This is a genomic window from Aquipuribacter hungaricus (assembly GCF_037860755.1).
Taxonomy (GTDB): domain Bacteria; phylum Actinomycetota; class Actinomycetes; order Actinomycetales; family JBBAYJ01; genus Aquipuribacter; species Aquipuribacter hungaricus.
Map to the genome: position 1 here is coordinate 13,166 of NZ_JBBEOI010000006.1, position 23,217 is coordinate 36,382.

The 23,217-nt window shown below is 72.6% G+C and carries 23 protein-coding genes; 7 read left to right on the top strand and 16 right to left on the bottom strand.

Features of this window, described 5'->3' with window-relative positions:
* Positions 1–347 precede the first annotated feature (347 nt).
* The 5 genes from WCS02_RS02410 to WCS02_RS02430 form a co-directional block, all read right to left on the bottom strand.
* A complete protein-coding gene (locus WCS02_RS02410; protein ID WP_340289217.1) occupies positions 348–887 on the bottom strand; it encodes a nucleoside deaminase in 540 nt (179 codons plus the stop codon).
* A 58-nt stretch (positions 888–945) separates the two neighbouring features.
* Positions 946–1,329 carry a VOC family protein gene (locus tag WCS02_RS02415; protein WP_340289330.1) on the bottom strand — a complete coding sequence of 128 codons (384 nt, stop codon included), beginning with the start codon at positions 1,327–1,329 and terminating at the stop codon, positions 946–948.
* A 142-nt stretch (positions 1,330–1,471) separates the two neighbouring features.
* Positions 1,472–2,242, bottom strand: coding sequence for a PepSY domain-containing protein (locus WCS02_RS02420; protein ID WP_340289220.1), 771 nt, complete (start codon positions 2,240–2,242; stop codon positions 1,472–1,474).
* 475 nt (positions 2,243–2,717) lie between these two features.
* Positions 2,718–3,059, bottom strand: a complete 342-nt coding sequence (locus WCS02_RS02425; RefSeq protein ID WP_340289223.1) for a TraR/DksA family transcriptional regulator — start codon at positions 3,057–3,059, stop codon at positions 2,718–2,720.
* 90 nt (positions 3,060–3,149) lie between these two features.
* On the bottom strand, positions 3,150–3,326 hold the full coding sequence (locus WCS02_RS02430; protein ID WP_340289226.1) for a hypothetical protein: 177 nt from the start codon (positions 3,324–3,326) through the stop codon (positions 3,150–3,152).
* 161 nt (positions 3,327–3,487) lie between these two features.
* Here WCS02_RS02430 and WCS02_RS02435 point away from each other — a divergent pair, with 161 nt between their 5' ends.
* Positions 3,488–3,913 carry a DUF1622 domain-containing protein gene (locus tag WCS02_RS02435; RefSeq protein WP_340289229.1) on the top strand — a complete coding sequence of 142 codons (426 nt, stop codon included), beginning with the start codon at positions 3,488–3,490 and terminating at the stop codon, positions 3,911–3,913.
* Positions 3,914–4,459: 546 nt separating this feature from the next.
* Here WCS02_RS02435 and WCS02_RS02440 read toward each other — a convergent pair.
* From WCS02_RS02440 to WCS02_RS02455, 4 genes are all read right to left on the bottom strand, one after another.
* Positions 4,460–4,591 (bottom strand): hypothetical protein, encoded by a 132-nt coding sequence (locus WCS02_RS02440; RefSeq protein WP_340289232.1) that lies wholly within the window; start codon positions 4,589–4,591, stop codon positions 4,460–4,462.
* A 113-nt stretch (positions 4,592–4,704) separates the two neighbouring features.
* The gene (locus WCS02_RS02445) at positions 4,705–6,024 is read right to left on the bottom strand and encodes a diguanylate cyclase domain-containing protein (RefSeq protein ID WP_340289235.1); all 1,320 of its coding nucleotides are present in this window, start codon (positions 6,022–6,024) and stop codon (positions 4,705–4,707) included.
* Between the two features lie 566 nt (positions 6,025–6,590).
* Positions 6,591–7,253 carry a response regulator gene (locus WCS02_RS02450; protein WP_340289238.1) on the bottom strand — a complete coding sequence of 221 codons (663 nt, stop codon included), beginning with the start codon at positions 7,251–7,253 and terminating at the stop codon, positions 6,591–6,593.
* Positions 7,250–8,476 carry a sensor histidine kinase gene (locus WCS02_RS02455; protein ID WP_340289241.1) on the bottom strand — a complete coding sequence of 409 codons (1,227 nt, stop codon included), beginning with the start codon at positions 8,474–8,476 and terminating at the stop codon, positions 7,250–7,252. The genes WCS02_RS02450 and WCS02_RS02455 overlap by 4 nt, the downstream gene beginning before the upstream one ends.
* A 317-nt stretch (positions 8,477–8,793) precedes the next feature.
* Between WCS02_RS02455 and WCS02_RS02460 the strand changes: the two genes are divergently transcribed.
* Positions 8,794–9,738: an SMP-30/gluconolactonase/LRE family protein gene (locus WCS02_RS02460; RefSeq protein WP_340289244.1), complete on the top strand. Its 945-nt coding sequence runs from the start codon at positions 8,794–8,796 to the stop codon at positions 9,736–9,738.
* Positions 9,739–9,960: 222 nt separating this feature from the next.
* Here the strand turns inward: WCS02_RS02460 and WCS02_RS02465 are convergent, their stop codons facing one another.
* The 6 genes from WCS02_RS02465 to WCS02_RS02490 form a co-directional block, all read right to left on the bottom strand.
* Positions 9,961–10,722 (bottom strand): alpha/beta fold hydrolase, encoded by a 762-nt coding sequence (locus WCS02_RS02465; RefSeq protein WP_340289247.1) that lies wholly within the window; start codon positions 10,720–10,722, stop codon positions 9,961–9,963.
* A gap of 167 nt (positions 10,723–10,889) precedes the next feature.
* Positions 10,890–11,174: a hypothetical protein gene (locus WCS02_RS02470; RefSeq protein ID WP_340289250.1), complete on the bottom strand. Its 285-nt coding sequence runs from the start codon at positions 11,172–11,174 to the stop codon at positions 10,890–10,892.
* A 374-nt stretch (positions 11,175–11,548) separates the two neighbouring features.
* Positions 11,549–12,007: a hypothetical protein gene (locus tag WCS02_RS02475; protein ID WP_340289253.1), complete on the bottom strand. Its 459-nt coding sequence runs from the start codon at positions 12,005–12,007 to the stop codon at positions 11,549–11,551.
* A 182-nt stretch (positions 12,008–12,189) separates the two neighbouring features.
* A complete protein-coding gene (locus tag WCS02_RS02480; RefSeq protein WP_340289256.1) occupies positions 12,190–13,284 on the bottom strand; it encodes a hypothetical protein in 1,095 nt (364 codons plus the stop codon).
* Positions 13,285–13,400: 116 nt separating this feature from the next.
* Positions 13,401–13,883, bottom strand: a complete 483-nt coding sequence (locus WCS02_RS02485) for a hypothetical protein (protein ID WP_340289259.1) — start codon at positions 13,881–13,883, stop codon at positions 13,401–13,403.
* 236 nt (positions 13,884–14,119) lie between these two features.
* Positions 14,120–15,502 carry an MFS transporter gene (locus tag WCS02_RS02490; protein ID WP_340289262.1) on the bottom strand — a complete coding sequence of 461 codons (1,383 nt, stop codon included), beginning with the start codon at positions 15,500–15,502 and terminating at the stop codon, positions 14,120–14,122.
* 329 nt (positions 15,503–15,831) lie between these two features.
* Here WCS02_RS02490 and WCS02_RS02495 point away from each other — a divergent pair, with 329 nt between their 5' ends.
* Positions 15,832–16,284, top strand: a complete 453-nt coding sequence (locus WCS02_RS02495; RefSeq protein WP_340289265.1) for an Lrp/AsnC family transcriptional regulator — start codon at positions 15,832–15,834, stop codon at positions 16,282–16,284.
* Between the two features lie 229 nt (positions 16,285–16,513).
* Here the strand turns inward: WCS02_RS02495 and WCS02_RS02500 are convergent, their stop codons facing one another.
* Positions 16,514–17,665, bottom strand: a complete 1,152-nt coding sequence (locus WCS02_RS02500; protein WP_340289268.1) for an ROK family protein — start codon at positions 17,663–17,665, stop codon at positions 16,514–16,516.
* A 185-nt stretch (positions 17,666–17,850) separates the two neighbouring features.
* Between WCS02_RS02500 and WCS02_RS02505 the strand changes: the two genes are divergently transcribed.
* Genes WCS02_RS02505 through WCS02_RS02520 form a run of 4 tightly spaced genes read left to right on the top strand, consistent with a single transcriptional unit; the run spans position 17,851 to position 23,142 of the window.
* Positions 17,851–19,089 carry an ABC transporter substrate-binding protein gene (locus WCS02_RS02505; protein ID WP_340289271.1) on the top strand — a complete coding sequence of 413 codons (1,239 nt, stop codon included), beginning with the start codon at positions 17,851–17,853 and terminating at the stop codon, positions 19,087–19,089.
* A complete protein-coding gene (locus WCS02_RS02510) occupies positions 19,089–20,030 on the top strand; it encodes a carbohydrate ABC transporter permease (RefSeq protein ID WP_340289274.1) in 942 nt (313 codons plus the stop codon). Before WCS02_RS02505 ends, WCS02_RS02510 begins: the two co-directional genes overlap by 1 nt.
* Positions 20,027–20,959 carry a carbohydrate ABC transporter permease gene (locus WCS02_RS02515; protein WP_340289277.1) on the top strand — a complete coding sequence of 311 codons (933 nt, stop codon included), beginning with the start codon at positions 20,027–20,029 and terminating at the stop codon, positions 20,957–20,959. The genes WCS02_RS02510 and WCS02_RS02515 overlap by 4 nt, the downstream gene beginning before the upstream one ends.
* A complete protein-coding gene (locus WCS02_RS02520) occupies positions 20,956–23,142 on the top strand; it encodes an alpha-galactosidase (RefSeq protein ID WP_340289280.1) in 2,187 nt (728 codons plus the stop codon). Before WCS02_RS02515 ends, WCS02_RS02520 begins: the two co-directional genes overlap by 4 nt.
* Positions 23,143–23,217 lie beyond the last annotated feature (75 nt).

Genomic DNA, 23,217 nt, shown 5'->3' on the forward strand with positions numbered 1-23,217 from the left:
CGCCCTCCTCGAGGTCCGCGCCCCGCGACACCGGGCTAGGAGGCTGGTGGCGTGCGGGCCAGGGGTGGCCCAGCGGTACGGTCTTGGGGGCGTCCGGTGTCTCGGTGGGCTCTCGGGGAACGGCCCGAAGACGTCGCCCCCGGGTGCCAGTCAGGCGAGGGGTGGCCGTGGTGGTCTGGCGCGGTACGTTTCGGCGGAGGCATGGCCGATGGGCCCAGCCGCGGTGGTCCTGTCGCGGGTGCTACGCACGGTAAGCAGGCTTTCGGCTGCGCCCGGACAGCGCCACAGGCGTCACTCGGAGGCGGCGAAGGGCTGCACGGGCGATGGGCTGCACGGGCGATGGGCTGTCAGCCTGGGCTCGCCCCTGGCCCCGGTGCGCTGGCTCCCTGTGCTGGGGGCTGCTGGTGGAACTGCAGGTGCAGCCGGTGCATCTGCTCGGCCAGTTCTGGGACCGGTCCGTCGACGGGTACGCCGGGCGCCACGTCGCCGGCCGGGATCGGCCGGACGGGTCCGGTGGGGAGTCCGAGGTCGGCGAGCCAGCCGGCGTGCTGCTGGGCCGAGTGCACGTACACGATGCGCCCGAGCCCGACCCAGCCGTGCGCGGCCGCGCACATCGGGCAGTGCTCCCCGGAGGTGTAGACCGTGGCCTGCGTCCGGTCCTCCTCGCTCAGGTGCTCAGCGGCCCAGCGGGCCAGCGCGAACTCCGGGTGCCGGGTCGGGTCCGCGGTGGACAGCACCTGGTTGCGTTCCTCGACCAGGCGGGACCCGTCCGCGTCGACCAGCACCGAGCCGAACGGTTCGTCGCCGGCTGCCAGGGCCTGCCCGGCCAGCTCGACGCAGCGCCGCAGATGGCCCCGCTCCGCGTCCGTCAGGTCTAGACCGTCCATGCCCTGCTTCCTTCGACCCTGACCGTGGGTTGCTGAGGGCCGCTGCGGGGCGGTGTGGCTAGGTGCTGGTGAAGAACTCCAGGGCGTTGCCGTCGGGGTCGGTGAAGCTCAGCGCCGTGCCGTAGGCGGCGTCCTGGACCCCGCTGTGCGCGACCCCGACCCGGTCCAGGTGCTCGGCCCACGCGGTGACGTCGTCGCGGGTGGCGCAGGCCAGCCCGACGTGGTCCAGGCCGGGGACGGTGGCGTCGAAGCGCCCCCCGCCGGCCTGGTCGTGCTGGGTCAGCCCGAGGCCCTGGCCGCCGGGCAGGGTGAACACCCGTCGGGTGAACGGGCCGTCGGTCATGGTTACGGCCGGTGCCATCTGCAGCACCTTCTCGTAGAAGGCGACGCTCACCGCCAGGTCGGTGACGGTGAGAGCGACGTGATGGATGCCGGAGAACATCGGCACAGCACCTCCAGAGGGGTTAGTCGGGACAGGCGGGTCATCATCCGAGCAGCACCAGACGTCGACGGTGGGTCAGCACCCGGTGCCCGGTGCCGAGGCTCCGGCCGGAGCGTAGATCAGTGGCTGCCGGTCGGCGGGGTCAGCCGACGTCGGGGCCGGTGGCCACCACGGCGCCGGTCGCGGCGTCGACGAGCACGGTGGTCCCGTCGTCGTCGCCGAAGTCGACCTGCCACACGACGGTGTCCCGGTCGATGGTGTCGATCTCCACGGCGGTCAGGTCACCGGCGCCCTGGGCCTGCCCGGCCGCGGTGGCGACCGCGTCCTCTAGGCCCACCTGGGCGCCCTGGAGCTTGGCCACGTCGTCGTCGGGTGTGGGGTCCTCGTCGTTGGACAGCACCGAGCTGCCGTCCTGGGCGATGTCGAGGGTGAACTGGCGACCGTCGGGGCTGGCGACCCTGGCCTTCCACAGCCGCTGGCCGCCCTCCACCTCGTCCTCCAGGTCGAACACCCGCCCGTCCTGCACCGCGCCCTGCGCCGCGGTGACCGCCGCCAGCGCGGCCTGCGTCTCCACCGGGCCACCGCCACGAACCCCGGCGCCACCGCTGCCGGTGGCGGTCGGGGCGGTGCCCGACGCGCTCGGGGTCCCCGACGGGGTCTGAGACGAGGTCCCCGACGAGGTGGGGGACGGGAAGGACCCGGCGGGGTCGGACGGCCCGCTGGTGTCCTGCGCCACGGCAGCGCCGGTGTCCACGTCGTCGAAACCGCTGCCGTCGTCGCTGTCGGTGCTACCGCAGCCGCCCGCCGCCACGGCGAGCATCCCGCTGAGGAGCACCGCAGCCGACCGGCGACCAGCCCCGTCCGGGCGCACGGTGCCCGCCCACCGCGGGCTGGTCCTACGAGTGATCGACATGACGGCTCCTTCTACGTGAGCAGGTGCTGGCACCGCCGTCCGTGCGGTCCCGATGGGCTACGGGTGCAGCGGTGGCGCGACGGGTGGGTAAGGGACAATGCGCACGTACCCGGGCCTGGTGGTCTGACACCCGGGGACGCAAGCCGGGACTGCCTCCCACGTCGGCATCGCCTCGAGCAGGGTCCTCCGACGACCCGGGCCACCCGCGCCCGACCGCATCGCCCGCTACGGGTGCCCAGACGTCAGGTCGGGTTCGCCGTTGACCTCTGGCCCGCGCCGGGTAGTCCCCACCTGCGTGCGAGCCCCCGGGGCACCGCTGCCGGGCAGCTCGCAGGACGACCCGAGGCTGGTGACGTGGACGCCGTACTCCAGCGAGAACCAGGCAGGGGCACCCCGAGGATGCCCGCTGCGACGACGGCAGGTCGCTCAGGCCTGGTGCCCGCCTCCGTGGCGGGGAGCCGGCACGCCGGACGCCTCAGCGCGCGGCCCGGTCGGCGCAGTCGACGCAGGTGGTGGTCCAGCAGCGCAGCTCGAGCCGTTGCGCCGAGATCGGGCGGTCGCAGCCGGTGCAGATGCCGTAGCGGCCCTCGCCCAGCCGGGCCAGCGCGGTCCGCACGTCCTGCAGGTCGCGCTGGGCTCTGGCGCGGCGGGCGGACCGGACTGCGTCGAGGTCGGCGCCGGAGAGGGCCTGCAGCTGCCGGCTGCGCGTCTCCTCCAGGTCGGTGAGGTGCCGGAACAGGTCGGTGTCCGGGGTCGAGCGGGTGTCCAGGATCTGGGGGGTGAGCGGGGTCTGGGGGGTGAGCGGTGTCGTGGTCATGGTCGGTCCTTCGTGACGGCCCGCCCCGGGCTGCCGGGGGAGCAGGTATTGCCAGCAACCCCGGAGGGTTGCTGGACGGTGGTCGTCAGATCAGGACCGGGCGGGCGGGGCGCGGTCGATGCTGCGACGCAGCACGTCCAGACCACGGGTGCCGCGGGCGGTCTCGCTCAGCTCGACGGCGAGCAGGGCCGCACCCGAAGGCACGTGCGACGGCATGTGGGAGTGACCGGCGACCGCCGGCTGCACGATGTCCCCACGTCCCCACACGATCCGGACCATAACAGCGTCCGCGCTGGGCACGAGAACGGCATCCTGTCGGGTATCGCGCACTGTGCCGCGCGTTGTCCCGCCGCCTGGTGGGAGCGATTCCCGCAGCCCCCAGGGGGCACGACGGCAGGTCAGGACAGCACGCGAGGACAGGAGACGGCATGAGGGCATGGGCGGGCATCGACGGATGGGCCCGGGCGGGTGCGGCTGCCGGCGAGGGCTTCCCTGCCTCTGTGCTGGCAGAGGACGTGCTGCGCCGCTACGTCGACCTGCTGGTCCGGCTGGTCGAGGCCACCGGCGCGCTGATCATCTTCGTGGGGGCGGCGATCGCTGCCGTCGCGTTCGTCCGGACGCTGTTCAGCCGGCACTGCAACGGGGAGTTCGTCCCCATCAGGCTCAGGCTAGGCCGCTACCTGGCGCTGGGGCTGGAGTTCCAGCTCGCCAGCGACGTCCTGAGCACCGCGATCGCACCGACGTTCGAGGAGATCGGCAAGCTCGCCGCGGTCGCGACGATCAGGACCCTGCTGAACTACTTCCTGGGCAAGGAGATCGAGAAGGAACGCTCCGAGCTCGGCAGCACCCCATGACCGGGCTCCTGCACGGTGCTGCCGTCCTCTGCTGCGCGGCCGGCCTGCTCGCCGGCGCGTGCGTGCTCGCCAAGGCAAGGGACGCGCGGCAGGCGCTGGCCGTCCTGCTGGACTTTCTCCTGGCGGCCGGGCTGCTCAGGCTCACCGCCACCGCCACCTGGACCGCCCTGGCGACCACGGCCCTGATCGTCCTCATCCGGAAGGGTGTCATGACGGTGGGGTTCGGTGGGGTTCGGTCGGGCGCGGTCGGGCGCGGTCGGGCGCGGTCGGACCCGCCGGCACCGCCGGCACCGCCGGCACCGCGCGGAAGCCGGGGAGTTCCTCGCCCCCCGCGTCGACCGGTGCGGGCTCAGGCTCCGCGGCGTTCGGCGGGGGCGTAGCACGCCCCCGGCGTCGGTAGCCCGTCCGCGCACGTGAGCAGGGGGCGACGGTGAGGGGCCAGCAGGGGGCACCCCGTTCAGTCACCGCGCCGCGTCGTCGCAGCGGTAGACCGAACCAGGTCGCGACCGCCAGGTGGAACACCCCGACGGTGACTGGTATCGACAGTCATCTGGGGAAGAGCAGGTCGGTGATGAGGAGGACCACCGCGGTGAGTGCCACCGCGAGCAGGACGAGTGCGGTGACCGCCCGGGTGGCGGTGCGGACCAGCCGGGCCTTGCCGTACGGCTTGCCCCGCACCTGGTGGTGGGTGCTCTGCCCGGTCAGGCAGATCAGGGCGAGGGCAGTGGCACAAGAAGGCGGTGGAGCGTGCTGCCCCCCGCTGGGGGGTGGTCTGACCCGGTGATGCTGGTCTAGGGGCTGGTGGGTGCTGGCACGGGACGATGCAGGTCACGGTCGGCGGGTTCGGCAGCTGCGCGCCCGGCCGGCCCCTGCAGCCGTCCAGGACGGGATGCCGCCTCGCCCCGGCTGTTCGTTCCCGGGCTGCGGGCGGTGAGCTTGTGCAGGTACATGGCCTGGTCGGCTCGCCGCAGCAGGGTGCTCAGGGTGTCCCCGTCACGGTGGTCGGCTGCGCCGACGCTGCAGCTCATCGCCAGCGCGCCGAGGCCGGCGACGGCGTAGGGCGCTGCCAGGGCGGCTTGTACGGCGGCGGCCACACCGGTCACGTCCTGGCCGTCATGACTGTGGGTGGTGGTGCTGCGGTGGAGCAGCACGGCGAACTCGTCACCGCCGAGGCGGGCGGGGGTGTCGTGCGGCCCGGCGAGGGCGGTGAGCCGGTGCGCGACCTGGCGCAGCACCTCGTCGCCGACGGCGTGGCCGTGCACGTCGTTGACGGCCTTGAAACTGTCGCAGTCGACGAACAGCACGCCGACCGTGCCTCTGTCTTGTTCCTGCAGGTGCAGCGCCCGCCCGGCCCGTTCCAGGAAGAGGCGCCGGTTCGCCAGCCCGGTCAGCGGGTCGTGGCCGACCTCGTGCGCCAGGGTCGCCCTGGCAGCGAGCAGCTGCAGCAGCTGCCGGTGCGCGACCCCGGCCTGCAGGCCCACCGTGGTCGCGACCAGCAGCAGCACCCCGGCACGGAACCCCACGCTGGACAGCAGCTCCTGCGGGCCCGCGCCCGGCAGGCCGTGCAGGTGCACGGCTGCCGTCTCGCGGAGCAGCAGCGCGGCGACGGCGACGGCCCACACCACCAGCGCCCACCGCAGCCGTCCCACCAGCGCCGCTTCCAGCACCGGCACGACCAGCAGCACCCACACCGCCGAGGCCGGTTCGAAGGCGAACAGCAGCACCACCACCACCACGACAGTGGTGTCCGCGCCCAGCAGCGCCAGGTCCCGCCGGGCAGGACGCGGCGACGCCGCCTGAAGAACGGCGGTGGAAGGCAGGGCGGAACCGGGCGAGGCAGCGTGGGACGAGGCAACCTGGGGCAGTGCGGGGTGGGGCGGGGTGGCGCGGGGCCGCTGCCGCTCGAGCAGCACGGCGCTGAGGTTGATGAGCACCGTCACAGCAGCCAGTCCGCTCCCGAGCAGCAGCAGCGGCCACGGCACCTGCACCGCGGGCCCAGGCACGTAGACGGCGAACTGCACGAAGCAGAACACCGCGGCACCCCACCGCACCCACCGCCACAGCGCCGCGACCCGACCGGCCGCCTGTACCTCGTCCAGCTGCTTCTCCACCCTGTTCCCTTCGGCAGCAACCACCTCGCACCTCAACCCCAGAACAGGAGACGTCGCGCCGCGTCATGGCCCCGCGCACCACAGCAGCGCCCGCGATGCCCGCAGCCGCCTCCGGGCGTCCCTCCCCCCCGGGGGGGGCAGGCTTACGCGAGCCCACTTTGCGGCCTGGAGCAGGTCCTCGCCGAAGGCGAGCAGCGTGGGCGAGACGCCGGCTGGTGATCTTGTGCTCGACAGTGCCTCGCCGTGGCGCAGGCAGGGTCGGCGTCGATGCCCTGGTCCCGCAGCGCTCAGCCGGCCGCGGCCACGCCCGGTCCTCCGACAGCCCTTCGCCGGGCGTCCTGGGCTCGGGCAATATCGTGGCTTGCTCTGGGTGGTGCGAGCCTCTCGCACAGGCGTGAGCCGTTGACGGTCAGCAACCCGGGGAGAGGCATCGAGGCATCGAGGCCGGCGTCGCGCGGGAGCGGAACTACCTGGACAAGAATCCGGCGCGAACGATCTGTCAATGCCTCGGACTCAGTGTTGGCTTATAGCACTGACTGCTACGCCCCTCCTGGGGCTGCGGACGGCTAGTCGGGTCGTGCGGTTCGGACGATGTGGTGTTCGAGGGCGTGCGCGACGGCGCCGGCTCGGCTGTCCACGCGGAGCTTGGCGTAGATGTGGCTGAGGTGGGACTTGATGGTCGCCTCGCTGAGGAAGAGGTGGTTGGCCATGTCGCGGTTCGACCTTCCCTGGGCGAGGAGTCCGAGGATCTCGATCTCGCGGGGGGACAGGGCGGGCGCAGGGGCGCTGGCGCGTTCGGCGAGCCGGGCGGCGACGGTGGGTGCGAGGGTCATCCGTCCGTGGGCGACGTGCCGGACGGCGTGGAACAGCTCCGCTGGTGGTGCGTCCTTGAGCAGGAACCCGCGGGCGCCGGCCTGCAGGGCGGCGAGGATGTCGGCCTCGGTCTCGTAGGCGGTGAGCACCAGCACCTGCGGGGGGTCGGGGAGCTGGCGCAGCGCGGCGGTGGCAGTGGCGCCGCCGGGTCCGACGCCCAGCGCCAGGTCCATCAGCACGATGTCCGGGTTGGTGGCGGTGACCACCCGCTCAGCGCTGGTGGCGCTGTCGGCTTCGCCGACCACGCTCAGGTCGGGTTGGCCGTCCAGCAGCGCGCGCAACCCGGCCCGCACGACGGGGTGGTCGTCGACCAGGACGATCCGCAGTGGCATGGCGCTGGGGTCGGCGCGGGTCATCCCGGCCACCTGGCCAGCGCGCCGGGCGCCGAGGGGGACAGCGGCAGGGTGGCGGCGAGGGCGGTGCCGTGGCCGGGGGTGCTCTCCACCACCAGCTGACCGCCCAGCCCCTCGATCCGGTCTCGGATCGCCCACAGTCCCAGGCCCCGCCCGTCCCGGTGTCGCTCCTCTCGGCGCCGCTCGTAAGGACCCCGGTCGTCTCGGCCCCGGTCGTCCTGGCCCTGCCCGTGCCGGCTCGGGGGCCGGCTGGTCGGGGGCGGAAGCCCGCGGCCGTCGTCGCGCACGTCCAGGCTGACCGAGTCGTCCAGGTAGGACACCGTCACGACGGCCCGGGTCGCGTCGGCGTGCTCGACGACGTTGGCGAGTGCACCGCGGGCGGTGCGCAGCAGCGCCGTGGCGACCTGCTGCGGCAGCGGCAGCACTGTGCCCGATGTCTGTACCGACACCGCCAGCCCCGACTGCCCGGTGACCTCACCGGCCAGCTGCTGCAGCACATCGGTCAGGGAGGAGTCCGGCGGGGTGTCGGGGCCCAGGTCGTGCACGACGCGGCGGACCTCGCTCAGCCCGTTGCGCGCGGTGGTCGCGGCTTGCTGCACGTGCTGCCGGGCGGCGGTGGGCCGGAGCGACCAGTCCTGCTCGCTGGCCTGCAGCAGCAGGTTGATGCTGGACAGGTCCTGCGCGACGCTGTCGTGGATCTCTCGGGACAGCCGGTGCCGCTCGGCCAGGGCGCCCTGCCGGCGCTGCGCCGCGGCCAGCTCGTCCTGGGCGCGGTGCAGGTCCTGCAGCACCGCCTGCTGTGCCGCGGCGTGGCGTTCCAGGGCGCGGTAGGCCCCCACCGCCAGCACCGCCAGGCACGCCGGGCCGACCACCAGGGTGGGGTCCAGGGGGTCCGACAACCGCAGCCAGGTCCCCGACACCGCGGTGACCAGCGCCACGACGACCGCGACCGCGGCCCGGTAGGGCAGCACCCGCAGCGCGGCGAACCCCAGCGCCACAGCGCACCAGCCGAAGCTCGGGGCCGCCACCACCAGACCCAGCCACACCAGGCAGACCGCCGCGAGCCAGGCGTCGCGGCGCGTCGGCGGCACCGCCCGCCCGGCCAGGTACACCCCGGCGAACACCAGCGCGGCGACCAGCACCCACGCCGTGCTCCCGGTCAGCGGGTGCCGGGTCAGGTAGCGGGCCGCGGACGCCGCCGCCAGCACCACCAGCACCAGTTCCACCGCTCGGTCCACCCCGGCGGGACCAGGCAGCCACCCTGACGTCCCCGCAGCACCGTGGTCCACCAGCGACATGGTCCGGCCACCGCCAGCGCCACGGCAAGATCGTGCGGTCATCCCTTCGGCTGAACCGGCAGTACAACCTCCAGCCAGCAGAACCCGTCCAGATGGCCCATGCCCGCGCCACGCCGCGCAGGCAGGCTCAGTGGCATGCAGCGACGGCGACCTCCTGGCACCCGACCAGCGGCTGTCGCGCCCGTCACCGCGGTCGTCGCTACGACCCCCAGCGCCGTTCCGCCCACCTCGCCCAAGGAGAACCTGTGACCCGTCTCGTCCCTCGCGCCGCCGCCGCTGCCGCCGCCGTCCTCGTGCTCGGCGCCCTGCCGGTCGCTGCGGCGACCGCAGCGCCCAGCGGCGAGAGCGGCCCGGCCCGCACCTCGACGTACCTGCTGCCCGGGGACCGGGTGTTCCCGGAGGGCATCACCGTCCAGGGCGGCTTCTTCTACGTCAGCAGCACCACCGACGGCACGATCTTCCGCGGGAGCCTGAAGGGGTCGACCGCGGAGGTGTTCCTGCCCGGCGGGCAGGACGGCCGCACGACCGCCCGCGGCCTGGCCGCCACCGAGGAGCTGCTGCTGGTCGCCGGCGGCCCCACCGGCACCCTGTTCGTGTACGACCGGCACAGCGGGGACCTCCTCGGCTCGTTCGGCGCGGCGGGCGGGTTCGTCAACGACGTGCGCGTGGCCCGCAACGGCGACGTGTTCGCCACCGACTCCACCAACGACGTGGTGTACCGGGTCACCACCGACGACCTGCGGTCCGGGTCCGGCCGGCTCAAGGTGTTCTCACCCGGCAGCGTCGACGACCCGCAGGGCATGTTCAACGCCAACGGCATCGCGATCAGCCAGAACGGCCGGTACCTCGTGGTGGTGCAGACCGACACCGGCCGGCTGTTCCGCATCTCCACCCAGGACCGCTCCGTCCAGGAGATCGACCTCGACGGCGCCACGGTCGGCAACGGCGATGGCATCGTGCTGCAGGGCCGCACCCTCTACGTGGTGCAGAACACCACCGGCACCGTCAGCGAGGTGCAGCTGTCCGCCCAGCTCACCCGCGGCCGGCTGGTGCAGACCGTGAGCGACCCGTCCTTCGCGTTCCCCACCACCGCAGCGCTCACCCGCGGCCGGCTGCTGGTCGTCAACAGCCAGTTCAACCAGCGCAACAACCCGCAGCCCTTCACCGTCTCCTCGCTGCAGCGCCCATAGCCCAGCCCGCCGGGCGGCCCTAAACCCTGCCCTACGACGGGATGGCACGCGGGCGTGGGACGACGTGACGCTTCTCGTGTCAGTGCCATGAAAGCGGTGGCAGCACGCGGACTCATGCTGAACCAGTCGGCGACCCCGCGCCTTGCGGCTGCAGGTCACTGCTCACCCAGGTAGACGCCCAGCCGGGTGACGAGCACGCGTCTACAGGCGCGCGCAGCATTGTCAGCTCGTCAGCGTCGGGAGGACGAAGTCGCAGAAGCGTTCGAGGTGCTTGCTGTGCACGCGGTGCCCGGCCTCGGCGACGAGGACGAGGGTGGCGGAGGGCAGCCGGTCCGCGACTCGTTGCTGCCGGGCGGTTGAGACGTGACTGGTCCTGCCGCCGCCCACGAGCAGCGTGGGGGCCGCGACGTGCGGCAGCGCGGCCCACCAAGCAGGGTCGGGGGTGCGGAGCACCTCGGTCAGGACCGGTCTGACCATGCGGACGTCGAAGCGGCGGGCCCGGCTGAGCAGCAGCAGCGACTGGCCGGTCAGTGCTGCCCGTTGCCGGCGGGTGCGCAGCGCTGAGTCCTGCATGGACGCCGGCGGTGGGGAGGCGTCCTCGACGACGAGGCGCCGGACCCGGTGCGGGGAGTGCTGGGCGAGCAGCATCGCCACGTGCCCGCCCAGGGAGTGCCCGAGCAGGTCGACCTGCTGCAGGCCGCGGTCGTCCAGGAAAGCGAGCACGTCGTCGCGCATTGCGGCACAGGTGTAGGAGCCCGGCCGTGAGCTTCCGCCGTGGCCGCGCAGGTCCAGCGCGATCGTGCGGCGACCTTGTCCGGCCAGGCGTGCGGCGACCTGGTCCCAGGTGGCGGCCGTGCTGCACATGCCATGCAGCGCCACGACCGGCACGTCCTCGTGGGCGTCGACTGCTGTCTCCCGCCAGGCCAGCCTCACTCCGGAAAGCGCCACCACGCCGACACGCTGCTTCAAGGGGTTGGTCGACACCTGCTGGACGCTACCGGCGGGCCCACCCGGAGCCCTGCCTGCAGCACCCCGGTGAAGGGTGGCTGCCGTGGCGGTGGCTTGGTGGTCGCCCCGGGTGTCCGGGGCGGGTGCCGGGGTGGGTCTGTCCATCCCCGGGCACCCACCGTGAAGCTCGCGTCGGCGGTGTCTCAGCCGAGCTTGCGGGAGCCGAAGAGCAGCACCTCGCGCTCGAGGTCGTAGTAGGCCTCGTCGCTGGCCGAGAGCCAGTCGAAGAGGTTGTCGGCGTCGTCGACGGTAACGCTGAGGACGACCTCGCTGGCGCCGTTGTCCAGGACAAGCTGGAACAGGTAGCTGCCGGGCTCCCCGGGCCCAGACGGGGAGAAGTTCGGCTGCCAGGCGGTGACCTTGCGGGTCTTGATGACGCTCTTGCCGAGGTCGCTGGCGCCCGGGCCCTGCTCAGTTGACGTAGTCATGCCGCGGTCCTACCCACGCGCCCGGCGCTCAGACCGCGACTGCGCACTTACGCAGGCCGGTGGGTCGATCGGCCTGATGTCGCTACGTGCGGGTTGGCGTTGACCTATCGTTGTAACCCGGCAGCAGGCGGTAGGTAATGAGGTCAGGAAAACGAATGCGCCGACCCGGGCCGGGCCCGTACGACGACCTGGATCAGGTCGAGCATGCTGGCCGTCATGGCGCGCAGCCCGTCGCGACGAGCCCTCACCGACCGGACCGGGAGTCCGCATCCGTCGTGGGCGGGATGCGCACTCAGGGCTCGGGCGGGCCGAGGACATGGTTCTCGCAAGACCACCGTGTACGCCTCCCGGAGGTCTTGGGCGGGCTCACGCTGCTAGCGGTGCTCCTGTTGCTCTTCTGACGCGGCCCTGTCGTCGTCTTTCTTTGAAGAACGGTGAGGCCTGATCCCGAGGGGGGTCCCCTCTCGTCGGGTCTCGCGCCGATGGAGGAGCGGCTGAGCATCCGGCCAAGACGTGCCCTCGACCCGCACCGTGTCCAGGCCAGCAGGGACGTGGACCGCGCCCGGGCGGTCGTGCTGTGCCCAGGCGGGTAGACGGAAGCTGACCGCCTCGCCGCGACGCAGGGGGTGCAGCACCCCGTCGGCGAGCAGGTCGGCCCAGTCGAAGAAGGCGTCGTGCCAGGCGACGTCGTCGGTGTGCACGACCGCCGAGGCGGGCACGAGCGCGTGCAGTTGTTCCACGAGGGTGCTCTTGCCTGCGCCGCCTCTGCCGTCGACGGCCACGATCCGCGGTCCGGTCGTCGGCGTGCCGGCCGCCCGGTGCAGCCGCTCCACCAGCTCGCTGACCGGTGTCAGTTGCCCGGTATGAACTGCCAGGGCCCCGCCGCGGGCTCACCGGGCTCCAGCGGCAGCTCGACCGTCTCCACCGGCCCATGGTCCGTCAGGGAAGGCGAGCCGCTGCGGCGCCGCGCGCCAGCGGGCGGCCGCGGGCACCTGCGGGACGACCGGACCGGGGGTCAGGTGCGACGGCCTCTGCCGGACAGGCGTTCCTGGGCCTGGAACAGGTAGGAGTAGGCGCTGGCGGGGTCGGCCTGGCGACGCAGCCCGAGCAGTGCGCCCGCGGCGGTGATGCCGGCGGCGGGGAGGTTGCCCGCGGCGAGGCTGACGGCGCTGCCGGCGATCCCCAGACCGAAGGTGGCCAGCGGCCGCCGCCATGAGGTGCGTGCGAGGCGACGGAGCTGGTCGGCGGTGTCGGCGAGAGCCTCGCGGCGGTCGGTGAGGGCCTGGTCGCGGGTGTCCTGGTCGAGGTCAGCGAGGTCGCGCACGAGGTGGCGGAGGTCGCGGGCGTAGGCGCGGTGGGCGGCGCCGTGCTGGCGGCGGAAGTCCAGGACCTCGTCCAGCGGCACCGGTGCCAGGTCGAGCGTGACCTGTTCGAGGTCGAGGGCCACGACGTGGCCTGCGGTCGGCAGGGCGTCGAAGCTGAGGGCGTCCTGCAGGGCGTGGACGTGGCGTGGTCGGGTGCTGGCCGGTTGCAGGGCGTAGCCGGCCCTCTCGGCGGGCAGTCGCAGGAGTTGGGGCAGGGCGACGAGGATGAACGAGCGCACCACGGGGTGCATCGGGACGGAGACGCCGTCGGTGCTGTGCCGGGCGAGTCCTCGGTCGCGGAGCTGTGCGAGCACCACTTCGGTGAGGCCGGCGTCGGCTGTGCCGCCGAGCCTGGAGTAGGACAGCTCGGCGAAGGCGCCGTGGCGCTCGAGGTCGTCGAAGGCCCCGGCGGTGAGCAGGTCGTCGAGCAGCTCGGTGAGGGCCTCGGCGGTGGACTGGTCGACCAGCGTCTCAGGGCTCAGCCGGTGCAGCAGTCCTTGGTCGGCCAGCGGTTGGGCCAGCGTCGGGTCGGTCTCTAGCGGCCGGTCGCGCATGTAGTCCGGGACGAGGACGGCCACCCCGTCGAAGAACAGCAGCAGGGTTTTGATCCAGTCACCGGTGGCAGGGCCCCAGTACGGCTCGTGGTGGTACGCCACCTCGCGCAGCGCCGCCCCGGTGGGCCCCGAGGGGTCCTGCGCGGGTTCAGCGGGCTGGGCGGGCTCTGGGGTGGGCGCGGGTTCCCTCACGACGCCATCCTGCCGTCGGCTCGCTCAGACCGGGCTCTGTACCTGCGGTGGGATGAGAGAGAGGCGGGCGTGAATCGAAGGTGGCGGGGTCTTTCAGACTCAGGAGCGACCAAGCGTCAGGGGAGTTCGGCGCGGCGGCGGAAATCGGTGACCGCACGGTGGCTCCGCCAGGCGGTGACGGCGGCGGCGGGGAGGGCAGCGGGGTAGAAGACCCAGAAGTCGGCCGCGACGGCGAGGCCGAGCGTGGCGAGACCGACGACGAGGGCCGGCGCGAGCCACGCCGAGGTCCACGGGCTGCAGCTGGTGCGGCCCCACCGGACCACGACGCCTATCGACACCACGGCCAGGACGCCGCCGGCCAGTCCGAGGAGGGCACCCACCATGACCGAGGCGGTGAGCACGGTGACGAGGTTCTCGTCCACGACGGGACTTGCCCCGGGCTCGAGCAGCACAGCCCCGAGGCCCGCGGCGAGCAGGACGCACGGGGCCAAGAGGGCGCCGGCGAGGAGACCCTCGAGCAGGCCCCTGCCGACCAGGTGCAGGCCAGCCTCGCCGCGACGCTCGTCGCGGTACCGGTGACCGACGCCTGGGGGACCCACGCCGACGAACCTATCCGCGGGAGGCTGCCCCAGACGGCCGTCCCGGGGCAGCTTCCGACCTGCACCTGGTGCCGCGCAGCCCGCCGGTCCTGAAGAGGGAGCCGTGCAGCCATCACCTCGGTGAGCCACCTGAACAGGGGCACGTGCCGCACGCGCTGCAGTCAGGTATGCCACGGGAGTGGGGTGGCCGTAGCACGGACGGCCAGGTCAGCCCGTCCCGGGACCCGCGTCCGCGGTCACTGTGTGGGAAGTGACTCCCCGGCCAGGGCGCGGTCGAGGGCGTCGGGCGGGGGCTGGCGCCGCTGCAGGGTCAGGCTGGCGGCGGCGGCGGCGACGGCGAGTGCGCCCGCGAGCAGCCAGGCGGAGGTGTAGTCCCCGGACGCGGAGCGCAGCGCGCCGCTGACGGCGGCTGCGGCGCTGGCGCCGATCATGTGGGCGGCGAAGACCCAGCCGAAGATGATGCTGCCGCGGTCGGCGCCGAACGCCTCTCGGCACAGCACGACAGTGGGCGGGACGGTCGCGACCCAGTCCAGGCCGAACAGCGCGACGACGACGAGCAGCGGCGGGTCGACGTTCGGGCCGAGCAGGGCGGGCACTGCGAGCAGCGCGAGGCCGCGCAGGCCGTAGTAGAGGGCGAGGAGCTTGCGCGGGTCCATGCGGTCGGTGAGCCAGCCGGAGCCGATGGTGCCGACGATGTCGAAGATCCCGACGACGGCGAGCAGTCCGGCGGCCGTGGTGGCGCCCATGCCGTGGTCGTGGGCGGCGGGCACGAAGTGGCTGCTGATGATGCCGTTGGTGGTCCAGCCGCAGACAAAGAACGTCCCGGCGAGCAGTAGGAACGGCCGGGTCCAGAACGCCTCGCGCAGGACGGTGACGGCGTGCCCGACCGCCGCGCGGGCGGTCGGTGGCGCCTGCTCCTGTCCGGCGGCCTCGGCGGCTTCGGCGGGCTGGCCGCCGTAGGGCAGCAGGCCGACGTCTTCGGGCCGGTCGCGCAGCACGGCCACGACGACGGGCAGGAGCAGCGCGCAGGTTCCCGCGACGGCGAAGGACGCGGCGCGCCACCCGAAGGCGTCGACGAGGGCTGCGAGCAGTGGCAGGAAGATCAGCTGCCCGGTCGTCCAGGCGGCGCCGAGGACGCCGACGACCAGGCCGCGGCGGGCCACGAACCAGCGGTTCGCGACGATCGCGCCGAAGACCAGCGCGACCGAGCCGGTCGCTGCGCCGATGAGCAGCCCCCACAGCACCGACAGCTGCCACGGGGCGGTCATGACCGTGGTGAGCAGGCAGCCGGCCGCGATGAGGAGCAGCGCGCCGGCGGCGGTGCGGCGGATGCCGACCCGTTCGAGCAGGGCTGCTGCGAAGGGTGCGGCGACGCCGTAGACGAGCAGGTTGAGCGACACAGCGATGGAGGTGTCGGTCCGTGACCAGCCCAGGTCGTCCTCGATAGGCACCAGCAGCACGCCGAGGCTGGAGCGGAACGCCGCCGAGGCGAGCAGGACAAGGAACGTCACCGCGACCACGAGCCACGCGCGGTGCAGCCGCCGCCAGCTCCCACCCGGGCGGGGGGTGTTTCCCGCGGCGGCGACCGCGGCCGCCGCCGGCGTCCCCATATCGGTCATGCCCTGCGCCCTGGACGGTCGCGGTGACGCGGAAGCAGGTGCTGGTGCAGCACCCGACCCGCACCGTGCGGTCCGGGTCTGCGCTGATGCCCATCTGGCCGGCGCGGCCGCGCTTGGTGCCCTGGGACGCCGTGAACGCGGTCGCGGCCGCGCCGCCGCCGGCGCGGGGTGGCGGAGGACACGTCCACCTGGGCAGACGGGCGGGCAGTCGGCACGGCAGGGCCTCCGGGAGACGTGCTGTCTGGGTCACAGCAAGGCTAGGACGATCCAGGCGGGAGGTTCTCTCAACCTTGACCGCCTGCCGCTCCTGTCGTGGAAGGATTGCGAGCGTGGACACGACCGACCGGCAGATTCTTACCGAGCTGCAGCGTGACGGGCGCCTGACCGTCACCGAGCTTGCCGATCGGGTCCGGCTGAGCCTGTCCCCGTGCCACCGCCGGCTGCGCGCACTGGAGCAGTCGGGTGTGATCACCGGCTACCGCGCCGTCCTGGACCCCACGAGGCTCGGGCTGCGCTTCGAGGCCCTCGTGTTCGTGACGTTGGCCGTCGGCACCCGGGACCGGCTCGCTGAGTTCGACCACGCCCTCGCGCACGTCCCGGACGTCGTCCGGGCCCAGCGGCTGTTCGGTGACCCGGACTATCTGCTCACCGTCCTCGTGCGAGACCAGGACGCCTTCCAGCAGCTGTACGACGAACACCTCGCCGCTCTACCGGGCGTGCAGCGCCTGACCTCGACGCTGGTGATGAAGGACATCGTCACGGACCGACCCCTGCCAATCTGAGGCACCGCCCACCCTGCCCAGCACCAGAACCCAGACCGGCAGACCGACTGGACACGGACCCGTGGCCTCGTTCTCGACCCTCACACCGGCCCCAGGTCCGGGCGTCGTCGACATCCGGTCGCCGTTCGGCCACCGGGGCAGGCCGGGGGGTCTCGCCGGCCGACGACGCGAAGCGAAGCGCGACGGCCTCCCTCACCATCAGCCGCGGCAAGGCCAGGACACGGCAGCCTCAGGTAGTGGGGGACACGTACCGCTTGATGGCGACAGCGGCCGCCCCGCGGGCCCAGCGGGAGCCGGGGGAGTGCTGGAAGACGATGTCGACGTCTGCGGCGTGGGGGTCGCGGAGCCTGGCGACCTCGCGGTGGACCCGGTGCTGGAGGAGCTCCGCCAGGGCCAGTCCTTCCCCGGAGACGGCCACGACCGGGACCATCGTGATATTGGCGACCATGGCGATCAGCCGTCCGAGGCCCACCGCGACGTGCTCGGCGATGGCGTCCACGGCCGGGTGCTGGCCGGCGAGGACGAGGTCGAGGACGTCCTCAGCATCCACGGGACGTCCCACGGCGATGCTGACCTGGTTCCGGATGCTGGCATCGGAGAGCACTGCGGCCGCACACCCGCGGTGCCCCAGGTCGCAGACGGGGCCGTGCATGCCCAGCGGCAGGTGACCGACCAGACCTACGCCCGTGTCGGGTCCGGTGACGACGCGCCTGTCGTAAACCAGGCCGAGCCCGACACCGGTCCCGACCGTGACGACCGCGAAGGTCGGGTGCCGGGACCCGACCCCGAACCAGCTCTCGGCGGTGGTCAGCGCGACGATGTCGTTCGCCAGGGTGACCGGCAGGCCGGTCCGGTCCTCGAGCATGCGGCCGAACGGGACGTCGTTCCAGCCGAGGAACGGCGCCCGGACGACGATCCCGTGCCCGTCGACCGTGCCGCCGACGGCCACCCCGACACCCGCCACCGGCGGGGCTGACCGTCGCAGGCGCTCGACCAGCCGTAGGGCGGTGTCCGCCACCGCCTCGGGGGAGGTGTCCGGCAGCGGCGCGTCCACCGCGTCGACCGCGTCGGCCCGGAGGGTGGTCAGGGTGGCCCAGGCGTGCGTCCCCGCCACACGGAGACCTACCAGCTGCACGGCGTCGGTGGCCACGTGCAGCGGCCGTCCGGGGCGGCCCTCCGTCGTCTCGTACGGCCCGCCGCCCTCGACCAGGACGCCCGCGTCGAGCAGCGGCCGGCTCAGGCGGGTGACGCTGCCCGCGGACATCTCCAGCCGCCGGGCGACGTCGCTGCGGGACAGCGGTCCGTGCAGCAGCACCTCCAGTGCGAGACCGCGCGACGGTTCGCTCAGTCCGTGCCAGCCGCCAAGGTCCACGAAAGACATCTTCCCTGGCCTACGCCGGCGGTGCGAGTTGCCACGTGGAAGCCCGATGGCCCGCAGTGGGGATCTGACCCACCACGCCGCCACCTCTCTTGCCAGTGGCGGTTCCGTCGCAATAGTCTCCCGTGACACCGCGAACCTCCCGTGGTGCAGGGCGACCGATGGGATCAACGATGATCTTCAGACGGGTGGCTGCGTTGACGGCCCTCACGATGCTGACGGCGGCCGGACTGGCCGGGTGCTCCTCCAGCTCTCAGACAGAGCTGCTGTTCTTCCAGTTCAAGCCGGAGGCCGTGGCCTTCTTCGAGCAGGCGGCGGCGGACTTCGAGGCCGAGAACCCGGACATCCGCGTCGTCGTGGACAACGTCCCGGACCCGGAGACCGCGCTGCGGACCAGGCTCGTCAAGGGGGACGTCCCGGACGTCCTCACCCTCAACGCCAACGGCACGTTCGGCGAGCTCGCCTCGGCCGGGATCTTCGCCGACTTCGCCGACGCCCCGGTGATGCAGACCGTGACCCCGAGCTACGCCGAGGTCATCGCCGACCTCGGGGCCTCGGCGCCGGGCGCGGTCAACGGGGTCCCGTTCGCGGCCAACGCCAGCGGCGTCCTCTACAACGAGGAGATCTTCGCCGCGAACGGCGTCGAGGTGCCCCAGACCTGGGACGAGCTCATCGCCGCCGCGCAGACGTTCGAGGCCGCGGGGATCACCCCGTTCTACGGGATGCTCGCCGACGCCTGGACCGCGCAGTCCCCGCTCGCACCCCTGACGGCCCAGACCGCCCCGGACGACTTCTTCGCAGCGCGCTTCGCCGGTGACACCACCTTCGAGCAGGGCTGGGAGGAGGCCGCGCTCAAGCTGGCCGAGCTGTACGAGTACACCCAGGACGACCCGGGTGCCTTCGGCTACCAGGAAGGCACCCGTGCCTTCGCCGAGGGCGAGTCAGCGATGCTGCTGCTCGGCAGCTACGCCGTCCCGCAGATCCGCACCTTCGAGCCCGAGTTCACCATCAGCAGCTTCGCCCTGCCCGCCACCGACGACCCCGCCGAGACGACCCTGGTCTCGGGTGTCGACGTCGTCTTCACCATCGGCGCCGACACCCCCCACCGGGAGGAGGCGATGCGGTTCATCGAGTTCCTCATGGAACCGGACCGGGTCGCGGCGTACGCGGAGGAGCAGGTGGCCGTCCCGTGCGTGGAGGGCATCGAGAACGACGACCCGGCACTAGCCGGCGTCCAGTCCTACATCGACGAAGGGCGCATCGTGGGGTTCACCGACCACCAGTTCATCCCGGCAGTCCCGCTGACCCAGCTGCTGCAGGAGTACCTCGCGACCGGCGACACCCGGGAGTTCCTCGTCGACCTCGACACCGCCTGGGACCAGGTCGCGCAGCGCCGGACCTGGGGCCTCGGGGCGGTGCAGGGCTGATGGCCACCACCACCAGCACCGCAGCCCGGCGGGCCGCCCCGTCCCGCCGCTCCACGGCGCGCCGTCCCGGCGGGGAGCGGCTGCAGCCAGCCTTCCTGTGGATGGTGCTGCCGGCGTTCGTCCTGTTCTTCGTCTTCCACACCGTCCCCGTCCTGCAGGGCATCTTCTACAGCTTCACCGACTCACCCGGGTACGGGGAGTGGAACTGGGTGGGTCTGTCGAACTATGTCGCCCTGCTCAGCGACGCGCGCATCGGCTCCGCCTACCTCTTCACGCTCCAGTTCGCCTTCGTCACCACGATCCTGGTGAACGCGCTGGCGCTGGGGCTGGCGGTCGGCCTCAACGGCAAGATCAAGTTCAAGAACACCCTGCGGGGCGTCTACTTCATCCCCAACATCCTCGCCATCCTGGTCGTCGGGTACGTCTTCAACTACCTGTTCTCCAGCTCGATCCCCGCCATCGCGCGGGCGCTGGGCGCAGAGGGACGGCTGTCGACGTCCATCCTCGCCGACCCCCAGCTGGCGTGGATCGGCATCGTCATCCTGGCCGTCTGGCAGGCGACGGCGTTCAACATCATCATCTACCTGGCCGGGCTGCAGACGGTCCCGGGCGAGCTGTACGAGGCTGCGTCGCTGGACGGCGCGGGCCGGTGGCGGCAGTTCCGCAGCATCACGTTCCCGCTCATCGCCGGGTTCTTCACCATCAACATGGTGCTGTCGCTGAAGAGCTTCCTGCAGGTCTTCGACCACATCGTCGCCATGACCAACGGCGGTCCCGGCACGGCCACGGAATCGGTCGGCCTGGTCATCTACCGCGGCGGGTTCCAGGGCGGGGAGTACGGCTACCAGATCGCTAACGCCGTCATCTTCATGATCGTCATCATCGTGTTCGCCATCGTCCAGCTCCGGGTCCTGCAGCGTAACGAGGTGTCCCCGTCATGAGCGCAACCAGCATCACCGTCCCGACGTCGCGACAGGGGGGCCTCGGACCCGACGGCCCCGACCTGCCAGGGCGACCGAGCCGCCGCCGGCGCCCCCGCGACGAGTCAGACGAGGGGGGGAGGATCAACTGGTGGCTGACCGTCCTGCTCATGGTCCTGGCGCTCACCATCGTCGTCCCGCTGTACTTCACCGTCGTCACGGCGCTCAAGACACCCGACCAGCTCGGTGGCAGCGGGTTCGGGCTGCCGACCGAGGTCCGGCTGCAGAACTTCGCCGACGCCTGGACCCTGACGAACTTCCCGCGCACGGCCCTGAACAGCGCCCTCATCACCGTCGGCGCGGTCGTCCTCACGCTGCTGACCAACTCCATGGTCGCGTACGCCATCGCCCGCAACATGCACCGGCGGCTGTTCAAGGTGCTCTTCTACTACTTCGTCTCCGCGCTCTTCGTCCCGTTCCCCATCCTCATGCTCCCCGTCGCCAAGCAGACAGCGGCGCTGGGGCTGGACAACCAGCTCGGGCTGGTCCTGCTCTACGTCGTGTACGGGCTGTCGTTCAACGTCTTCATCTTCGTCGCCTACATCCACTCCATCCCGCGCGAGCTGGAGGAGGCGGCCGTCGTCGACGGGGCCAGCACCTGGACGGTGTTCTGGCGGATCATCTTCCCGCTGCTGGCCCCGATGAACGCCACCGTCGGGATCCTCACGTGCCTGTGGGCGTGGAACGACTTCCTGCTCCCGCTGGTCATCGTCTCCGACCCTGCCGGGGCCACGCTGCCGCTGGTGCAGTACGTCTTCCAGAGCCAGTTCAGCGCGAACTACACGGTCGCCTTCGCCTCCTACCTCATGGCGATGGCTCCGCTGCTGCTCGTGTACGTCTTCGCGCAGCGGTGGGTCATCTCCGGCGTGACCCGGGGTGCCATCAAGTGACCGACACGACGAAGGAGGACGTCGCCCACCTGCGGCGGGCCGGCACCAGCCTGCTGCTGCGCCTGCCCGCCGACGAGCTCCCGACCGTCCTGCACTGGGGGCCCGACCTGGGCGAGGCGACCCCCGGGGCGCACGAGCTGCTCACCGCGGTAGCGGTGCCGCTGACAGACAGCCAGCTCACGACCATGGAGCGCGTCTCCGTCCTGCCGCAGCACTCCACCGGGTGGATGGGGGTCCCGGGCCTGACGGGCAGCCGCGCCGGACGCGCCTGGTCCCTGGTGCTCGGCCCCGTCACCCACCAGGTCCAGGACGCCGGCACCGACTCGTGGCCCGACGGGCCGGAGGGCACCGCCCGGGTGCTCAGCACCGGCGTCGACGCGCCCGGCGGCCTGCGGGTCACCAGCGAGGTGCACCTCGGGCCGACCGGCCTGGTCCGGGCCCGGGCGCGCGTGACGAACCTTCACGGCGAGCCCTACGAGGTCGGCGCCCTCACGGTCAGCCTCCCGGTGCCCCCCCAGGCAGAAGAGCTGCTCGACCTCACCGGCCGGCACACCCACGAGCGGCACCCCCAGCGCCACCCGTTCCCCGTCGGTGCCTGGGTGCGGGAGGCGCGCGGGGGGCGGCCAGGGCTCGACGCGGCCACCATGCTCTGCGCCGGCGTGGGCGGCTTCGCCTTCCGCTCCGGGCAGGTGTGGGGCGTGCACCTGGAGTGGAGCGGCAACCAGCGCCTCGTCGCCGAGCGGACCGTCACCGGCTGGCGCCTCCTGGGCGGCGGCGAGCTGCTGCTGCCCGGTGAGGTCCGGCTCGAGCGTGACGAGACGTACACCAGCCCCTGGCTGTGCGCGTCCTGGGGTGACGGGCTGGACGTCCTGTCCTCCCGCGTCCACCGCCACCTGCGACGGCGACCCCACCACCCCCGACGACCCCGGCCGGTCCTGCTCAACACCTGGGAGGCCGTCTACTTCGACCACGACACCGACAAGCTGCTGCGCCTCGCGGAGAACGCCGCCGCCGTCGGGGTGGAGCGCTTCGTCCTGGACGACGGCTGGTTCCGCGGCCGCCGCGACGACCGCGCCGGCCTCGGTGACTGGGTGGTCGACCCCGACGTGTGGCCCGACGGGCTGACCCCCCTCGCCGGCCGCGTCCACGAGCTCGGGATGGAGTTCGGCCTCTGGTTCGAGCCCGAGATGGTCAACCTGGACTCCGACCTCGCCCGAGCCCACCCCGACTGGCTCCTCGGAACCCCGCACGGACCCGGGTCCCCGTCGCGCTACCAGCACGTCCTGGACCTCGGCCGGCCCGAGGCCTACGAGCACGTCCGCCACCAGATGTCGCAGGTGATCGGCAGGTACGGCGTGGACTACATCAAGTGGGACCACAACCGCCCCCTGGTGGACGCCGGTCACCAGCCGGACGGGCAGCCCGCGGTCCGCGAGCAGACCCTCGCCGTCTACCGGCTGATGCGCGCGCTCAAGGACGCCCACCCCGGCCTGGAGATCGAGTCCTGCGCGGCCGGCGGGGGGCGGATCGACCTCGGCGTCCTCGAGGTCGCCGACCGGGTCTGGGTGTCGGACTGCATCGACCCGCACGAACGGCACCGGATGGTCCGCTGGACCGGCCTGATCACCCCGCCGGAGCTCATGGGCACCCACATCGGCTCACCCGTGGACCACACCACCGGCAGGACCCACACCCTCCCGTTCCGGGCCGCGACCGCCCTCTGGGGCCACCTCGGCATCGAGTGGGACATCGCCGACCTGGGCGCGGACGACCTCGCCGAGCTCACCGCCTGGGTGCAGCTCCACAAACGCCACCGGCAGCTGCTGCACACCGGCGACGTCGTCCACGCCGACACACACGCCACCGAGATATCGCTGGAGGGCGTGGTCGCCGAGGACGGCTCCGAGGCCCTCTTCCAGGTGAGCCTCCTCGAGCACCCGCTCACCTGGCCGCTGCAGCGGCTCCGCCTGCCCGGGCTGGACCCTCACCGCTCCTACCGCGTCACGATCGCCCAGCCGCGCGAAAGCAGACCAGCAGAGAGCCGGCTGCCTGCCTGGACCCGTGACGGCGCCGTGCTCACCGGAGCCATGCTGCACGGGCTGGGGCTCGCCGCGCCCATGCTGCGGCTCCACGAAGCCCTGCTGATCCACGTCTCAGCCGAACCACTCCCGACAGGCCCATGACGGGTGGGCGTACCGGCTGGTGTCAAGCCGGTTGAGGCAGGTGGGCGTCAGCTGGTCTGTATGAGGGCCCCCCTG

Bases quoted from the DNA above. Each gene is read 5' to 3' on its own strand.
- WCS02_RS02410 (WP_340289217.1), bottom strand. From the start codon at position 887: ATGGACGGTCTAGACCTGACGGACGCGGAGCGGGGCCATCTGCGGCGC.
- WCS02_RS02415 (WP_340289330.1), bottom strand. From the start codon at position 1,329: ATGTTCTCCGGCATCCATCACGTCGCTCTCACCGTCACCGACCTGGCG.
- WCS02_RS02420 (WP_340289220.1), bottom strand. From the start codon at position 2,242: ATGTCGATCACTCGTAGGACCAGCCCGCGGTGGGCGGGCACCGTGCGC.
- WCS02_RS02425 (WP_340289223.1), bottom strand. From the start codon at position 3,059: ATGACCACGACACCGCTCACCCCCCAGACCCCGCTCACCCCCCAGATC.
- WCS02_RS02435 (WP_340289229.1), top strand. From the start codon at position 3,488: ATGAGGGCATGGGCGGGCATCGACGGATGGGCCCGGGCGGGTGCGGCT.
- WCS02_RS02450 (WP_340289238.1), bottom strand. From the start codon at position 7,253: ATGACCCGCGCCGACCCCAGCGCCATGCCACTGCGGATCGTCCTGGTC.
- WCS02_RS02470 (WP_340289250.1), bottom strand. From the start codon at position 11,174: ATGACTACGTCAACTGAGCAGGGCCCGGGCGCCAGCGACCTCGGCAAG.
- WCS02_RS02490 (WP_340289262.1), bottom strand. From the start codon at position 15,502: ATGACCGATATGGGGACGCCGGCGGCGGCCGCGGTCGCCGCCGCGGGA.
- WCS02_RS02500 (WP_340289268.1), bottom strand. From the start codon at position 17,665: ATGTCTTTCGTGGACCTTGGCGGCTGGCACGGACTGAGCGAACCGTCG.
- WCS02_RS02510 (WP_340289274.1), top strand. From the start codon at position 19,089: ATGGCCACCACCACCAGCACCGCAGCCCGGCGGGCCGCCCCGTCCCGC.
- WCS02_RS02515 (WP_340289277.1), top strand. From the start codon at position 20,027: ATGAGCGCAACCAGCATCACCGTCCCGACGTCGCGACAGGGGGGCCTC.